Origin of the sequence: Rhodococcus sp. NPDC056960 (assembly GCF_042674125.1) — a bacterium.
In the GTDB taxonomy this organism is placed as follows: Bacteria; Actinomycetota; Actinomycetes; order Mycobacteriales; family Mycobacteriaceae; genus Rhodococcus_F.
Genome location: NZ_JBHURF010000005.1, coordinates 130188 through 145249, shown reverse-complemented (window position 1 = coordinate 145249; position 15062 = coordinate 130188). Strand labels below are relative to the sequence as shown.

The following is a 15062-nucleotide window of genomic DNA, read 5'->3' as shown; positions in this document are numbered from 1 at the left end:
ACAAGTCTGCTTTCGACTTCGTCTCCCCACCGTCGTGCCAGGAGGATCTTTGCTTTCCGCCTTCGTCTCGGCCCTCAGGACCCCGGACCTGAGGCGGAAGATCCTCATCGCGCTCGGTCTCGTTGCGCTCTATCGCATCGGTGCCGTGATTCCGTCGCCGGGCGTCGACTACGGCAACGTCCGCGCGTGTGTCGATCAGCTGTCGGGTGGCGATTCCGCGGGTATCTACTCGCTGATCAACCTGTTCTCGGGTGGTGCGCTACTCCAGCTGTCCATCTTCGCGATCGGCATCATGCCGTACATCACGGCCAGCATCATCGTCCAGCTGTTGACGGTCGTCATTCCGAAGTTCGAGGAACTTCGGAAGGAAGGCCAGTCCGGCCAGGCGAAGATGACGCAGTACACGCGGTACCTGTCGGTCGCGCTGGCGATCCTGCAGGCCACCGGCATCGTGGCGCTCGCGTCACGCGGTCAGCTGCTGCAGGGGTGCCAGGAAGAGATCATCGCCGACAAGAGCATCTTCGGCCTCGTGATCATCGTGCTGGTCATGACGGCCGGTGCAGCGCTGGTCATGTGGTTCGGTGAGGTCATCACCGAGCGCGGCGTCGGCAACGGCATGTCGCTGCTCATCTTCTCGGGTATCGCGTCCCGTCTGCCGTCCGAGGGCAAGGCCATCCTCGACAGCCGTGGGGGACTGATCTTCGCGATCGTCTGCGTCGTGGCGCTCGCCATCATCGCCGGAGTCGTCTTCGTCGAGCAGGGACAGCGGCGCATCCCGGTGCAGTACGCGAAGCGCATGGTCGGCCGCAAGATGTACGGCGGTTCGTCCACGTACCTGCCACTCAAGGTCAACCAGGCCGGCATCATCCCGGTCATCTTCGCGTCGTCGCTGCTGTACCTGCCGAACCTCATCGCGCAGCTCACCGGCGCCACGTCGTCGGCCGATCCCAGCTGGTGGCAGCGGATCATCAACGAGTACCTGGTGAATCCCAACAACCCGGTGTACATCGCCATCTACTTCGCACTGATCGTGTTCTTCGTGTTCTTCTACGTCGCGATCACGTTCAATCCGGAAGAGCGCGCCGACGAGATGAAGAAGTTCGGCGGCTTCATCCCCGGTATCCGCCCGGGTCGCCCCACCGCGGACTACCTGAATTACGTGCTCAACCGCATCACCGTTCCCGGCTCGATCTACCTGGGCCTGATCGCGGTGCTGCCCCACTTCTTCCTGTCCGGTGGCCAGACCTCCAGCAGCATCTTCGGTGGTGCCGCTGTGCTGATTCTCGTCAGCGTCGCCCTGGACACGGTCAAGCAGATCGAAAGTCAATTGATGCAACGTAACTACGAAGGGTTCCTCAAGTGAGACTTGTCCTCCTTGGTCCTCCCGGTGCAGGCAAGGGCACCCAGGCCGCGATCCTGTCCGAGAAGCTCGGCGTCCCCCACATCTCGACGGGCGACTTGTTCCGCGCGAACATCGGCCAGGCCACGCCCCTGGGCCTCGAAGCGAAGAAGTACCTGGATGCCGGAGACCTGGTTCCCAGCGAAATCACCAACAACATGGTGAAGGCCCGGGTCGCCGAGCCGGACGCCGCCAACGGCTTCCTCCTCGACGGTTTCCCCCGGACCGTCGACCAGGCTCAGGCGCTCGAAGCGATCCTGACCGAGCAGAACACCAAGCTGGACGCCGTGCTCTCCTTCGTCGTCGACGAGGACGTCGTGGTCGAGCGGATGCTGGCCCGCGGCCGCGCCGACGACAAGGAAGACGTCATCCGCAACCGTCTCCGGGTGTACCGCGAGGAGACTGCGCCGCTGCTCGACTACTACAAGGAGCAGCTGGTGACCGTCGACGCCCTGGGTGAGGTCGACGAGGTCAATGCTCGCGCACTGGGAGCGCTGGGTAAGTAATGGGCTTCGGGCGTAAGCGCAAGGTCGTTCCGTTCCGGACCGCCGGTGAGCTCGACGCGATGGCCGCCGCCGGCGCCATCGTCGGCGCGGCTCTGGTGGCGGTTCGCGATGCGGCGAAGCCGGGTGTGAGCACGCTCGAGCTCGACGAGGTGGCGGAGTCGGTCATCCGCGGCGCCGGCGCCGTGCCGTCGTTCAAGGGCTACCACGGGTTCAGCGGGTCGATCTGTTCGTCCGTCAACGACCGTGTGGTGCACGGGATCCCCTCGGTGGAAGACATTCTCGCCGAGGGAGACCTCGTCTCCATCGACTGCGGTGCCATCCTCGACGGCTGGCACGGCGACTCCGCGTGGACGTTCGGCGTCGGAGACATCATCGAGGCGGACCAGCAGCTGAGCGAGGCCACGCGGCTGTCCATGGAGGCGGGGATCGCCGCGATGCTGCCCGGCAACCGGCTGACCGACGTGTCCCACGCCATCGAGCTGGGCACCCGGGCCGCCGAAGCGAAGCACGACCGCAAGTACGGCATCGTCGACGGGTACGGCGGTCACGGCATCGGCCGGGAAATGCACATGGAACCGTTCCTCGCCAACGAGGGCGCTCCGGGCAAGGGCCCCCAACTGGTGGTCGGTTCCGTGCTGGCGATCGAACCGATGTTGACCCTCGGCACCACCGACACCGTTGTCCTCGAAGACGATTGGACCGTCGTCACCACGGACGGCACCCGTGCCGCGCACTGGGAGCACACGGTCGCCGTCACCGAGGACGGACCGCGCATCCTCACCCTGCGGCCGGAGTAGCGCGCCGGCTACACGTCGATCAGCAGAGTCACCGGTCCGTCGTTGACGAGGCTGATCTCCATGTGTTCGCCGAACACGCCCGTCTCGACCGTCGCGCCCAGTCCCCGCAGGGCGCCGGTGAACTCCTCCACCAGTGGTTCCGCCACGGGCCTCGGCGCGGCGGCCGACCAGGACGGTCGCCGGCCGCGCCGAGTGTCCGCCATCAGGGTGAACTGGCTGGCGACCAGGATCGGCGCGTCGAGATCGGCCGCGGACTGCTCGTTCTCCAGAATGCGCATGGTCCACACCTTCCTCGCGAGCAGCGCCGCCTTCGCCGCGTCGTCCGTGTGGGTGACCCCGACCAGAACGAGCAACCCGTGACCGCCGCCCGGGGGAGAGATCCGCCCGACCTCCGTGCCGTCCACCCGAACCGACGCGGACGTCACTCGCTGTACCAGGGCGCGCACGCACACATCCTTCGAATAGGGGGCCGGGGTGCTTCGGACGAGGGATTCCGGGGATGGTCCGCAGGTCCGTCAGGGACCGCATTTGGCCTGGTGAGCAATTTCCCGTAACATGGATCAACGGTGCGCTATGCGTGCCGGTTGTCTGCGTGCCCAGTGCCGGACCTGATCCGGATTGTTCATGTTTCGGCCGGTGAAGATCCCATTGGGCGCCACGGTAACGGAAACAGATGCAAGAAGCACGCCAAACCACATGGATCGCGGAGGATATGGCTAAGAAAGACGGGGCCATCGAGGTCGAGGGACGAGTAGTCGAGCCGTTGCCCAATGCGATGTTCCGCATTGAGCTCGAGAACGGCCACAAGGTTCTCGCCCACATCAGCGGAAAGATGCGTCAGCACTACATTCGCATCCTCCCGGAAGATCGCGTTGTCGTAGAGCTCTCGCCCTACGACTTGTCGCGCGGACGCATCGTTTACCGGTACAAGTAAAACTTCCCCGCCCGACCAGGTCGGGGAGAAGTACGTCCGCTGCGGATCTGCGTAGTGGGCTGCCACAAAACAGGAGATCAGAAGACGTGAAGGTTCAGCCGAGCGTCAAGAAGATCTGCGAGAAGTGCAAGGTGATCCGTCGTAACGGCCGGGTCATGGTGATCTGCGAGAACCTGCGCCACAAGCAGCGTCAGGGCTAGATCTCCGCTTTTCGAGGATCTGCTTGGCAACAAGCAAAGATGACCTCCCAGCACCAGCCAGTGCTACGGCTTTCGAGCAGGTACTGGTTCACCCCCGGCACGGAGGCCGGGGCCCCACTGAGTTAGTTGAAGCATTGCCGGTCGCGAGACCGCCGACGTTTGAAGAGGCACAGGGGATGGACTGGGAGCAGACCTCCGCACACCGATAGGAATGCCGACATGGCACGTCTCGCAGGTGTCGATCTTCCCCGTGAAAAGCGGATGGAGATCGCACTTACTTACATCTACGGCATCGGCCGTACCCGCTCCAAGGAGATCCTGGACGCTACCGGCGTCAGCCCGGATCTGCGGAGCAAGGATCTCTCGGACGAGGATCTGGCCAAGCTCCGCGAGTACATCGAGGAGTCGCTGAAGGTCGAGGGTGACCTTCGCCGCGAGGTCCAGGCCGACATCCGACGCAAGATCGAGATCGGCTGCTACCAGGGCCTGCGCCACCGTCGTGGTCTGCCCGTGCGTGGTCAGCGCACCAAGACCAACGCCCGCACCCGTAAGGGTCCGAAGCGCACCATTGCCGGCAAGAAGAAGGCGAAGTAATGCCCCCCAAGTCACGTAGCACCGGTCCGAAGAAGACCCAGAAGGCGCGTCGCAGGGACAAGAAGAACGTCCCGCACGGCGCCGCTCACATCAAGAGCACGTTCAACAACACCATCGTGTCCATCACGGACCCCGCCGGAAACGTGATTTCCTGGGCGTCCTCGGGACACGTCGGCTTCAAGGGTTCGCGCAAGTCGACCCCGTTCGCCGCCCAGCTGGCCGCAGAGAACGCAGCCCGCAAGGCGCAGGAGCACGGTGTCAAGAAGGTCGACGTCTTCGTCAAGGGCCCCGGCTCCGGCCGTGAGACCGCGATCCGCTCGCTTCAGGCCGCAGGCCTCGAGGTCGGCACCATCTCCGATGTCACCCCCCAGCCGCACAACGGCTGCCGTCCGCCCAAGCGGCGTCGGGTCTAGCGGGAAGGATAGGTAGAAAAAAATGGCACGTTATACCGGACCCATCACCCGCAAGTCGCGTCGTCTGCGCGTCGACCTCGTTGGAGGCGACCAGGCGTTCGAGCGTCGTCCCTACCCGCCGGGCCAGCACGGCCGCGCGCGGATCAAGGAGAGCGAGTACCTGCTCCAGCTGCAGGAGAAGCAGAAAGCTCGCTTCACCTACGGCGTCATGGAGAAGCAGTTCCGCCTGTACTACAAGGAGGCGAACAACCGCCCCGGTAAGACCGGTGAGAACCTGCTCCGCATCCTGGAGTCGCGTCTCGACAACGTCGTGTACCGCGCCGGACTGGCTCGCACTCGCCGCCAGGCCCGTCAGCTGGTCACCCACGGCCACCTCCTTGTGAACAACAAGAAGGTCGACATCCCCAGCTACCGCGTCTCCCAGTACGACATCATCGATGTCAAGGAGAAGTCGCTGTCCACGCTTCCCTTCCAGGTTGCGCGCGAGACCCAGGGCGATCGCCCGATCCCGGGTTGGCTGCAGGTTGTCGGTGGACGTCTCCGGGTTCTGGTTCACCAGCTTCCCGAGCGTGCGCAGATCGACGTTCCTCTGCAGGAACAGCTCATCGTCGAGTACTACTCGAAGTAGGCCTGTCGGCCCGTGCGCCTTTCTGGTTGTTTCGACTACCGGAAAGGCGCACGGGCACGAAGTGCCTTTCCCATCGTGGGCGTCAAATAGCGGACGCCCGTACAGGAGGAAATCCAATGCTCATTTCTCAGCGACCCACGCTGACCGAAGAGGTCATCGCTGACAATCGCTCGAAGTTCGTCATCGAGCCCCTCGAGCCAGGCTTCGGGTACACCCTCGGCAACTCGCTCCGTCGCACGCTGCTCTCGTCGATTCCCGGCGCGGCCGTCACGAGCATCCGCATCGACGGCGTTCTGCACGAGTTCACCACAGTTCCCGGTGTGAAGGAAGATGTCACCGACATCATCCTGAACCTCAAGGGTCTCGTCGTGAGCTCCGAAGAGGACGAGCCGGTCACCATGTACGTCCGCAAGCAGGGCCCCGGCGCTGTGACAGCAGGCGACATCGTGCCCCCGGCCGGCGTCACCGTGAACAACCCGGATCTGCACATCGCCACCCTGAACGACAAGGGAAAGCTGGAGATCGAGCTCGTCGTCGAGCGCGGTCGCGGCTACGTCCCCGCCGTCCAGAACAAGGCGTCCGGCGCAGAGATCGGCCGTATCCCGGTCGACTCGATCTACTCGCCGGTGCTCAAGGTCACCTACAAGGTGGAGGCCACCCGCGTCGAACAGCGCACCGACTTCGATCGGCTCGTTCTCGACGTGGAAACCAAGAACTCCATCACCGCTCGGGACGCGCTCGCTTCGGCGGGCAAGACCCTGGTTGAGCTCTTCGGCCTGGCCCGTGAGCTGAACGTCGAAGCAGAAGGCATCGAGATCGGACCCTCGCCCGCCGAGGCCGATCACATTGCTTCGTTCGGACTGCCCATCGAGGACCTGGACCTGACGGTCCGTTCCTACAACTGCCTCAAGCGCGAAGGTGTTCACACCGTCGGTGAGCTTGTCGGCCGTACCGAGTCCGATCTGCTCGACATCCGCAACTTCGGACAGAAGTCCATCGACGAGGTGAAGGTCAAGCTGCATTCGCTCGGCCTGGCCCTCAAGGACAGCCCCGCGTCCTTCGATCCCACCACCGTTGCCGGCTACGACGCCGCCACCGGAACGTGGAGCGACACGGACGCCGGTTCCTTCGGTGATGCCGAGGGCACCGAGGACTACGCCGAGACCGAACAGCTGTAGCTCACGGTCCTTTACTAGGAGATCATCATGCCCAAGCCCAAGAAGGGTGCCCGCTTCGGCGGGTCGGCTTCGCACCAGAAGGCGATCTTCGCCAATCTGGCTACCGCGCTCTTCGAGCACGGCCGCATCACCACCACGGAGTCCAAGGCCAAGGCCCTGCGCCCGTACGCCGAGAAGCTCGTCACGCACGCCAAGGCCGGAACCCTGGCTCACCGTCGCGAGGTTCTGAAGGTCATCCGCAACAAGGATGTCGTGCACACCCTGTTCGCGGAGATCGGCCCGTTCTACGCCGATCGTGACGGCGGCTACACCCGCATCATCAAGACGGTCCCCCGCAAGGGCGACAACGCGCCGATGGCGATCATCGAGCTCGTCAAGGAGAAGACCGTCACGTCCGAGGCCGACCGCGCTCGTCGCGTGAAGGCTTCGCAGGATGCGCCGGCTGCTGCTCCCGCCGAGGAGAACGTCGTCGAGGCCGTCGAGGCCGAGGCTACCGACGCCGAGGTCGAGAACGCTGACGCCGTCGTCGAGGCCATCGAGGACGAGTCCGCCACCGCGGCCGACGCTCCCGAGGCCGAAGAGGCCAAGAAGGACTAGTCCCCTTGGTTTCGGCACACGCTGAATCGAACGAGCCCGTCGTCCCCGAGAGGGACGGCGGGCCCGTTTCGTATGAGACCACCCGTCTCCGGCTGGACATCTCCTACGACGGAACCGATTTCTCCGGGTGGGCCCGCCAGAACGGCCTGCGCACGGTGTGCGGGGAGATCGAGGAGAAACTCGGCGCCGTCCTGCGCACACCGTTGCAGCTCACGGTCGCGGGACGGACGGATGCCGGGGTGCACGCCACCGGTCAGGTGGCGCACGTCGACGTCCCGGTCGACGCCCTGCCGGACGATCCGTCCCGGCTGGTCCGCCGCCTCGCGCGGTTCCTCCCGAAGGACGTGCGCATCAAGCGGATCTCGTTCGCGCCGGAGCACTTCGACGCGCGGTTCTCCGCGATGCGCAGGCACTACGAGTACCGTCTCACGGCCGCGGCCTACGGTGCCGAACCGCTGCGAGCCCGGGACACCGTGTCGTATCCGAAGGTTCTCGATCTCGAACTCATGCACGCGGCATCCGCGACATTGCTGGGGCTGCACGACTTCGCGGCGTTCTGCAAACGCCGCGAAGGCGCCACCACGGTCCGCGACCTCCAGCGTTTCGACTGGGAGCGCGACGGCGACGTGTTCACCGCCTTCGTCAGCGCGGACGCGTTCTGCTGGTCGATGGTGCGCAGTCTCGTCGGCGCGGTTCTCGCGGTGGGGGAGGGGCGCCGCGACCTCGACTGGATCGAAGCTCTGCTCCGTGAGACGTCGCGGTCGAGTTCGATCCTGGTCGCCCCCGCGCACGGACTGTCCCTGGTGCGCGTCGACTACCCGGACGACGCCGACCTGGCCGCACGCAATCGGATCACCCGAGACGTCCGCACCGTGCCGGGCGGCTGCTGCGGCGACTGAACGCCGATCGTCGACAGCACACATCGTCCCGGAAGAAGGAGCCTGTTCATGACCGCAGTCGAGCCCGTCCGGATCGAGATCGTCGTCGGGTCGGTCAGGGTCGGCCGGATCGCTCCGGTCGTCACCCGCTGGTTCGCCGAACGCGCCCGCGCCTACCCGGGACTCGACGTCGGAATCATCGATCTGGCCGACGCCGCGTTGCCACAGGATCTCGGCGCATCCCCGGCCACGGACGCGTTCCGGGAGCGGGTGGGGCGAGCCGACGCGTTCGTCATCGTCACGTCCGAGTACAACCACGGATACCCGGCAGCGCTCAAGACCGCGTTCGACAGCGTCAAACACGAATGGCGCACGAAGCCCATCGGATTCGTGTCCTACGGCGGGTTGTCCGGCGGCCTGCGAGCGACCGAGCAACTGCGTCAGGTGGTGGCTGAACTCCACATGGTGTCGGTGCGGCAGAGCGTGAGTTTCCACCAGGTGCGCAAGAGATTCGACGACGCGGGGCAGACCTCGGACGGCGCTGCCGTCGACTCGGCGGACCGCATGCTCGCGGAGTTGGTGTGGTGGGCCGACGCCACCCGAGCCCAGCGCGCGCGCATCCCGTATCCGGGTTAGTGCCGGTGCGCGGGCTGATGCTCGTCGACAGCGCGGGGTCGTCCGATGAACGCTGTCTCGGACGAGATGGTGACCAGCATCAGTTCGATGCTCGTGCCGCCGGTCGACAGCAGGATGCGGTCGCCCATCGCGTCCGGCTGGACGATGGAGAGGTCCGGTTCGGCGCCGGGCCACTGACTGGGCTCCGGGTACAGGTAGATCGCAGTGACGCCGGCGCGGGGCGGTAGCGCGTCGACGCCGTCGAACACGACGGTGTTGAACCTGTTGTCGGACTGCGGATTGTGACCGGCGATGCGAAGCCGGTCGGGTGTGGCGATGGAATCGATCAGTGAGGACCACGCCTCGGGCCGATCGGTGTGGATGAGCACGCGCGCGCCCGTGGCAATGGCACGGAACACCAGTTGCTGTGCGAGATACAATTCGCCCGCCACGTAGACCGTGCCGACTCCGGGACCTGCGATCCGGGCGGTGATTCCGTGGCCGTGGTCGTCGGAGCCGATGAGCTGTCCGCACCCCGCCGGGGGCAGGTGGAGCGCGCCCAATTCTTCCGCGGGGAAGTCGGACAACGGCATCGCGCTGTCGAGCTCCGAGACGGCGATCGGAAGATTGGACAGCAGTCCTTCACGTTGGCGGCCCTGCATCGAGACGAGTCCGGGAATCGTGAGCGGTTCGGGCATCGTCCGTGTGGTCAACCGGCAGGACGCACCGACCTTCACGTGCCCGGCGTTCCCGCTGGGACGGATACGGATCGTCACGGTGGTGCCGAGGCTCGACGGTACCCAGAGTTTCGCGAGCAGATCCTTCGTGAGGTACCGCGGGTCGACGCCGTAGCCGGTGTTGCGCACCCCGGGGAGCGGCGCGTGATTCCACGTCTCCTCGAAGGTATTCGGATCGACGCCCCGACTGATCTGCAGTGCGGCGGATTCGATCTCCGGCGCGGTGAGAATGCGGGCCCGGCAGCCCGAGTCGGCGAGTGCGCGCACCACCCGGCTCGCCGCGATCGTGATCGCGCGGCAGGCGCCGTCCTCACCGCCACCACGCCGGGCAACGGCGGCGACGCTCCCGGTGGCATCGAATCGCAGGGCGAGCCACACCATTCGCGTCGCGGTCGCCGGCAAGGGGCCCACCAGCCTGTCGTACACGTCGGTGGCGGGCGTGCCGGCAGCGGCACGGTAGCCGTGGCTGACGATGTCGATTCCGCTCAGCGAGATGTCGTGCTGAACCAGACATGCGGCGAGCGCCTCGGTGGGAAGTGCGTGCGTCGTCTGGAAACCGTCGCGGGTGATCTGCGTGAGGCTCCCCGCAGGCGGAAGGACCTCGACGACGGCAACCACGCTCCCGCCGTCCCAGCGCAGCCCGACGGACTGCCCTGTCTGCGACTGAAAGCTGACGGTCCGCGACTGCGCCCGTCCTGGCGCAGTGACGTACCGCCACGCGGTCCGGGCCCAGTCCACACTCGACCAACCGGCCACGCGGACGAGCGCGGCGAGGGCGAGGACGCCGGCAACGGCGACGGCTCCCCACCACACGAGCCCGCACAGCGAGGCCGTGACCCCGCCTGCCACACCCAGAAGCTGCGCAATGACAATGTCGTTCGCCGACAACCGGAATGACGACAACCGACGTGACGACGGCCGTGTTACGCGCGAGTGGTCCATGGTTCCTCCCCCGAATACCTGAACCCGGCAGACCCGTACCCGTCTACCGTGAATACTGTCGATCGAACTGTATCGTCTCCCCCGAGCGCAGCGCGGCAGGGGGAGGAACGATGGCGGTAACACCCACCACTCGGTGGCAGGTCAACGGGTATCGTTTTCTGGTCAGACGGATGGAGCACGCTCTGGTGCGCCGCGACGTCCGAATGTTGCACGACCCGATGCGGTCACAGTCGCGCGCACTCGCGGTGGGGGTCGTGATCGCGTCGCTCGGACTCGCCGCGTGTGCCGCGCTGGCCCTGTTCCGCCCGCAGGACAAGATCGGCGACGCATCGATCGTCGTCGGCAAGGATTCGGGAGCGATGTTCGTCGTCATGGGCGACACGCTCCGTCCCGTCCTGAATCTCGCGTCCGCCCGGCTCATCGTCGGAAAGTCCGAGAATCCGGTAATCGTCAAGGAATCCGAACTCGACACGCGTCCCCGCGGTGCCCTCGTGGGAATCCCCGGTGCGCCGTCGGCGCTGCCGACCGGAGATCCCGCGGCGAAGACCCCGTGGACGGTGTGCGACTCGATCGCAGCCGACGGAAATCACTCCGTCACAACATCGGTCATCGTCGGCGAGACGGAGGGCTCCGAGGGTGGCGGGACTCTCGGCGGAGATCAGGCGCTGCTCGCGTCGACGTCCGACGCGTCGTACCTCATCTATGGCGGTAAGCGAGCCAGGATCGACCTCGACGACCCGGCGGTCACCCGGGCGCTCGGCCTCGAGGGGGCTCGGCCGCGCCCGGTGAGCAAGGGCCTCGTCAACGCCGTCCCCGAGGTGCCGCCACTCGCGGCGCCCGACATCCCGGGGGTCGGGAGCAGCCCCCGGTATCCGCTGCAGGACAAGGTCGTGGGATCCGTCTTCCAGGTACTGATCGGCTCCGAGACCACCCACTACGTGGTACTGCGCGACGGAATCCAGAAGATCAGTTCGGCCGTCGCGAACCTGATCTTCCTGTCCGACTCACACGGCGACACCGAGATGTCGAGCATCGCGCCCGACGCCACCAAACGGATCCCCTCCGTCGAACAGATTGCGGTGGACAGCTTCCCGGAGTCGGCGCCCACGATCGTCGACGCCACCGACAGTCCCGTGAGCTGCCTGACCTGGAAGCCTCTCCGGGCACCGGACGAGACCGGATCGAGCGGTCCGGCGGCCGAACTGTCGCTGATGGCGGGACGGACGCTCCCGATTCCCGGTGACGCCCGCGCTGTCGAGCTGGCCCAGGCGGACGGCACGGGAGACAACGCGGACTCGGTGTACGTGCAACCGGGCACGAGCGGTTTCGTACGGTCCACCGGCATCGAGCCCGCCGGCACCCGACGGGACAGCACCTTCTTCGTCGCGGACACGGGAGTGCGGTTCGGTATCCCGGACGGTGACTCCGCCAAGGCGCTGGGACTCGACGGTGTCCAGCCCCTCGCACCCTGGCAGATTCTCGGCCTCCTGGCACAGGGCCCCTCGCTGGGGAAGTCGTCGGCACTCGTCGCACACGACGGGGTCGCGCCGGACCTCGACCCCGCCGCCGTAGCGTCGGGGTCCAACTGAGCCGGTTCGGTCAACGCCGTTCTGTCGCGGATCGGAACCGGCGGCGGAGTGGGAACGACGCCAGGACGCCGAGCAAGAGCAGCGCACCCAGCGTTCCGGTGGCCGCCACCGCGATGTCGCGCGGGCGAGGATCCGGGGGAGCGGGGGCCGGGAGCGCCTTGATCGCCACCGAATTCGACCGATCGACAGTGGCACCGTCGGGGAGAACGTCGGCGGTGACCGCGGCCAGCGGATCGATGATCCCGTGCCCGACCGACGGATTCCATCCCTCCGCCGGTGCATGCGCGGTGGCCTCGATCCGGGCCATCACCTGTTGCGCGGACAGTTGCGGGAACCGCGAACGGACCAGCGCCACAGTCGCCGAGACGTACGGGGCCGCGAAACTTGTTCCCTGTACCGGCTCCGCATTGCCTTGTGCGCTGTACACCGTGTTCGTCAGGTCGCCGGTGGTCGGGTGCAGCGATGTCAGACCGGATCCCGGAGCTGCGACGTCGACCCACGGACCGGCCAGGCTGAAGTCGCTCGGTGACCCGTTCGCCTCGACGGATCCGACGGTCAGCACGTAGTCGTCGTACCACGCGGGACTGGCGATGGTGCTGACGGAATCCCACGGATCGGCGCCGGGGCTGAGGGGGTCGAGTGCAGGATTCTGAATCTTGCATTCTGCGGAACCGAAATTGCCCGCCGCCGCGACGACCACGGCGTTGTGCACCGTGACGGCGTATTTCACGGCTGACCCCAGATACCGGTCGCCACTGCCGATTCCCTCGGCGGCGGTCTTGCACGCGACCTCGGAGATATTGATGACGGTCGCGCCCATGTCGGCCGCGCGCCGGATCGCCGTTGCCATCGTCGCCACGTTGCCGTATCCGCCGACCGAGTTGCCGGCGTTGTCGACCTGATCGGCCTGGCCCGCGGCACTGTACGCGCTGCTCGACTGGCGGATGGACAGGATTCTGGAATCCGGTGCACCACCCGAGAAGCCGGAACCGGGCACCTGCGCGGCGCCGATCAGCCCGGCGACGAGCGTGCCGTGCGCGTCGCAATCGACCGTGCCGGTCTCGGTCCCGACGAGGTCGCCACCGTCCATGAGTCCGGGCAGCCGGGGGTGCCGCGAGACGCCGGTGTCGATCACCGCGACGAGCTGACCGGCGCCCCGGCTGATCGGCCAGACCGACTGGAAGTCGAGGTCACGCTGGGCAGCCGGGACGTCGGGGCCGTCCGGTACGCGTACCGCATCTTTGCAGGACCGGCGCTTCTCGACCTTCGTGCCATCCTTGGGTGGAAGAAGACCGACGTCGATGGGGGCCGGGACCACCGCGGCGGCCCCGCCCTGGCCCGCGGCGGCGGACACTGCCACGATCGCAGTGGCCAGGACGACGCGGGTGACGCGGCGCCTCACAGTCCGCGCATCAGCGAGTAGAGGCCGGTCACCCAGCACACGAGCGGCACGATCGACGCGATCACCGCGAGATCGACGAGTTCCGCCACCCGTCGCATCACGGGCGAGAACGTCTGGCGGGGGGCGATGATGCCCAGCACCAGCGCGCCGACGGCGAACAGGATCGCGACGGCGAACGACGCGATCGCGAAGTCGGGCGCGGCAACGGCCGTCGCGGTGAGCAGCAGCACCGCGATCGTGATACCGCCCGCGATCAGCGGTACGGCCTGTTCGGCGCTGCTGTACGTGCGTCCCCGGAACGTCAGGACGGTCGCGGTCGCGACGGCGAGAGACAGCCCGGGCCAGAAGATTCCGTCGTGCACGCCGGGTTGCGCGGCGAGAAGGGAGCCGGTCACGGCGAGTGCGGTCATCGCGCCGACCAGGCCCGTGAGGTATTTGCGGGCCCGCGCCGCTCGTTGGGCGAGAGAGTCGAACGACGGCATCGTGACCTCGTCGTCCGGGTCGTCCTCGGACGGGTCGACCGACGTGCCCGGGGCCGGGACGGGGGGTAGCGGAAGCTTTGCCAGCAGTATCGACACCCGGGCCGAGAAGGCGAGTCCGATCAGCGCGGCTGCCACGACCCCGGCCCCGACAGCGGACACCGGAGTGCCGAACAGCGTCGCCGCGAGGGCGGCGCACGAGCCGAACAGAGAGGTCACCGACAGGGCGGTGAACGTGCGCAGTCCCACCCCGCCGAGTCGCAATGCCAGGACGGAGGTGGTTCCGGCCAGGGCCAGTCCGAGAAGAAAATGGGGAGCCCCGAGTTCGCCGGGTACGAACAGCATTCCCGCGGTGAACGAGAGTGGCACTGCGCATCCGCTGAGCACGACGGAACCGTGCGTGTCGCCGTAGATGCGGCCCGTGACCGCGCCGGCGATCAGGAACAGGATTGCCGTCGCCAGCGCACAACCGGCGCCGAGGAATCCCTCCGCCCCGGTCCCGGACCACAGCAGCGCGAACGAGCCGGCCCCGGTGCCGAGGACGGCGGCCACGGAGCCCACGACCCGAGCGGAACCGCGGGTCCACTCCCGGTCGTCGCCGGCGTCGGCGATCGCGACGTTGTACATGATGTCGTCGAACAACGGCGGCGGCGCGGCGGCGTGCACGCTTTGCAGAACGAGCAGATCACCGTCGCGGATTCCGTGCTCGTGCAACGTCAACGTGGTCGAGAGCGGCGAATGGCCGATCTTCGCGAGAACCCACTCGCTGGGCTCGTACTGTTCGAGCGAATCGTCGAAGTCGTTGGTGCTGCGGTGGGTGCGGATGGTGTCGACTATCCCCGGGACGAGGATGGCCAGCGGCACGCCGAACGGCACTGCCATGTCGACCTGTGAATGCGCCGACAGCACGGTGATCCGGCACAGATCTGCTGCGGCACCGGGACGGGTGGGCGAGGCGGATCCCCGCGATTCGTCATGGGTGATGGACACTGGCGATTCCCCCAACTCTGCGACGCACAACCCCATCTGCGCCGTTCCGACACCGATCGACGACCGGCCACGGATCGTCATCCGATTTTGCTGTCCGACCCTACGACATCCGTGGGTGTCGCCTCCAGTGTCCGCGGGGCGCGGACCTTCCGTATGCCCGACCGCCCGTCATGGGTTAGTGTCT

The 15062-nt window shown here is 66.7% G+C and carries 17 protein-coding genes; 13 read left to right on the top strand and 4 right to left on the bottom strand.

Features of this window, described 5'->3' with window-relative positions:
• Nucleotides 1–49: 49 nt before the first annotated feature.
• Genes secY through map form a run of 3 tightly spaced genes read left to right on the top strand, consistent with a single transcriptional unit; the run spans nucleotide 50 to nucleotide 2702 of the window.
• The gene (secY, locus tag ACFTWF_RS09790; RefSeq protein WP_378461022.1) at nucleotides 50–1363 is read left to right on the top strand and encodes a preprotein translocase subunit SecY; all 1314 of its coding nucleotides are present in this window, start codon (nucleotides 50–52) and stop codon (nucleotides 1361–1363) included.
• On the top strand, nucleotides 1360–1905 hold the full coding sequence (locus tag ACFTWF_RS09785) for an adenylate kinase (protein WP_185728878.1): 546 nt from the start codon (nucleotides 1360–1362) through the stop codon (nucleotides 1903–1905). The genes secY and ACFTWF_RS09785 overlap by 4 nt, the downstream gene beginning before the upstream one ends.
• A complete protein-coding gene (map, locus tag ACFTWF_RS09780) occupies nucleotides 1905–2702 on the top strand; it encodes a type I methionyl aminopeptidase (RefSeq protein ID WP_378461021.1) in 798 nt (265 codons plus the stop codon). The genes ACFTWF_RS09785 and map overlap by 1 nt, the downstream gene beginning before the upstream one ends.
• A gap of 8 nt (nucleotides 2703–2710) precedes the next feature.
• On the opposite strand, the gene dtd is transcribed toward map, so the two are convergent.
• Entirely contained in the window at nucleotides 2711–3148 is a 438-nt protein-coding gene (dtd, locus tag ACFTWF_RS09775; RefSeq protein WP_378461020.1) for a D-aminoacyl-tRNA deacylase, read from the bottom strand.
• A gap of 266 nt (nucleotides 3149–3414) precedes the next feature.
• Between dtd and infA the strand changes: the two genes are divergently transcribed.
• The 9 genes from infA to ACFTWF_RS09730 all read left to right on the top strand — a co-directional run bounded on the left by infA (nucleotide 3415) and on the right by ACFTWF_RS09730 (nucleotide 8760).
• Entirely contained in the window at nucleotides 3415–3636 is a 222-nt protein-coding gene (infA, locus tag ACFTWF_RS09770) for a translation initiation factor IF-1 (protein ID WP_003418601.1), read from the top strand.
• 86 nt (nucleotides 3637–3722) lie between these two features.
• A complete protein-coding gene (gene rpmJ / locus ACFTWF_RS09765) occupies nucleotides 3723–3836 on the top strand; it encodes a 50S ribosomal protein L36 (protein ID WP_003938068.1) in 114 nt (37 codons plus the stop codon).
• 219 nt (nucleotides 3837–4055) lie between these two features.
• Nucleotides 4056–4430: a 30S ribosomal protein S13 gene (gene rpsM, locus ACFTWF_RS09760; protein ID WP_005239677.1), complete on the top strand. Its 375-nt coding sequence runs from the start codon at nucleotides 4056–4058 to the stop codon at nucleotides 4428–4430.
• Nucleotides 4430–4843 (top strand): 30S ribosomal protein S11, encoded by a 414-nt coding sequence (gene rpsK, locus ACFTWF_RS09755; RefSeq protein WP_005239680.1) that lies wholly within the window; start codon nucleotides 4430–4432, stop codon nucleotides 4841–4843. The genes rpsM and rpsK overlap by 1 nt, the downstream gene beginning before the upstream one ends.
• Nucleotides 4844–4865: 22 nt before the next feature.
• A complete protein-coding gene (gene rpsD, locus ACFTWF_RS09750) occupies nucleotides 4866–5471 on the top strand; it encodes a 30S ribosomal protein S4 (protein ID WP_005253863.1) in 606 nt (201 codons plus the stop codon).
• A 116-nt stretch (nucleotides 5472–5587) separates the two neighbouring features.
• Nucleotides 5588–6649 carry a DNA-directed RNA polymerase subunit alpha gene (locus ACFTWF_RS09745; RefSeq protein WP_005239684.1) on the top strand — a complete coding sequence of 354 codons (1062 nt, stop codon included), beginning with the start codon at nucleotides 5588–5590 and terminating at the stop codon, nucleotides 6647–6649.
• Between the two features lie 27 nt (nucleotides 6650–6676).
• Nucleotides 6677–7246: a 50S ribosomal protein L17 gene (rplQ, locus tag ACFTWF_RS09740; protein ID WP_185728881.1), complete on the top strand. Its 570-nt coding sequence runs from the start codon at nucleotides 6677–6679 to the stop codon at nucleotides 7244–7246.
• A gap of 5 nt (nucleotides 7247–7251) precedes the next feature.
• Nucleotides 7252–8145, top strand: coding sequence for a tRNA pseudouridine(38-40) synthase TruA (gene truA, locus ACFTWF_RS09735; protein ID WP_378461019.1), 894 nt, complete (start codon nucleotides 7252–7254; stop codon nucleotides 8143–8145).
• 48 nt (nucleotides 8146–8193) lie between these two features.
• A complete protein-coding gene (locus tag ACFTWF_RS09730; RefSeq protein ID WP_378461018.1) occupies nucleotides 8194–8760 on the top strand; it encodes an NADPH-dependent FMN reductase in 567 nt (188 codons plus the stop codon).
• Here ACFTWF_RS09730 and eccE read toward each other — a convergent pair.
• Nucleotides 8757–10418 carry a type VII secretion protein EccE gene (eccE, locus tag ACFTWF_RS09725; protein ID WP_378461017.1) on the bottom strand — a complete coding sequence of 554 codons (1662 nt, stop codon included), beginning with the start codon at nucleotides 10416–10418 and terminating at the stop codon, nucleotides 8757–8759. The two genes, ACFTWF_RS09730 and eccE, sit on opposite strands and share 4 nt — an antisense overlap.
• Nucleotides 10419–10528: 110 nt before the next feature.
• Here eccE and eccB point away from each other — a divergent pair, with 110 nt between their 5' ends.
• The gene (gene eccB, locus ACFTWF_RS09720; RefSeq protein WP_378461016.1) at nucleotides 10529–12007 is read left to right on the top strand and encodes a type VII secretion protein EccB; all 1479 of its coding nucleotides are present in this window, start codon (nucleotides 10529–10531) and stop codon (nucleotides 12005–12007) included.
• 10 nt (nucleotides 12008–12017) lie between these two features.
• Here eccB and mycP read toward each other — a convergent pair whose 3' ends face one another.
• Both mycP and eccD read right to left on the bottom strand, forming a co-directional pair.
• Nucleotides 12018–13409 (bottom strand): type VII secretion-associated serine protease mycosin, encoded by a 1392-nt coding sequence (mycP, locus tag ACFTWF_RS09715; RefSeq protein ID WP_378461015.1) that lies wholly within the window; start codon nucleotides 13407–13409, stop codon nucleotides 12018–12020.
• Nucleotides 13406–14878, bottom strand: a complete 1473-nt coding sequence (eccD, locus tag ACFTWF_RS09710; RefSeq protein ID WP_378461014.1) for a type VII secretion integral membrane protein EccD — start codon at nucleotides 14876–14878, stop codon at nucleotides 13406–13408. The genes mycP and eccD overlap by 4 nt, the downstream gene beginning before the upstream one ends.
• Nucleotides 14879–15062: the final 184 nt, after the last annotated feature.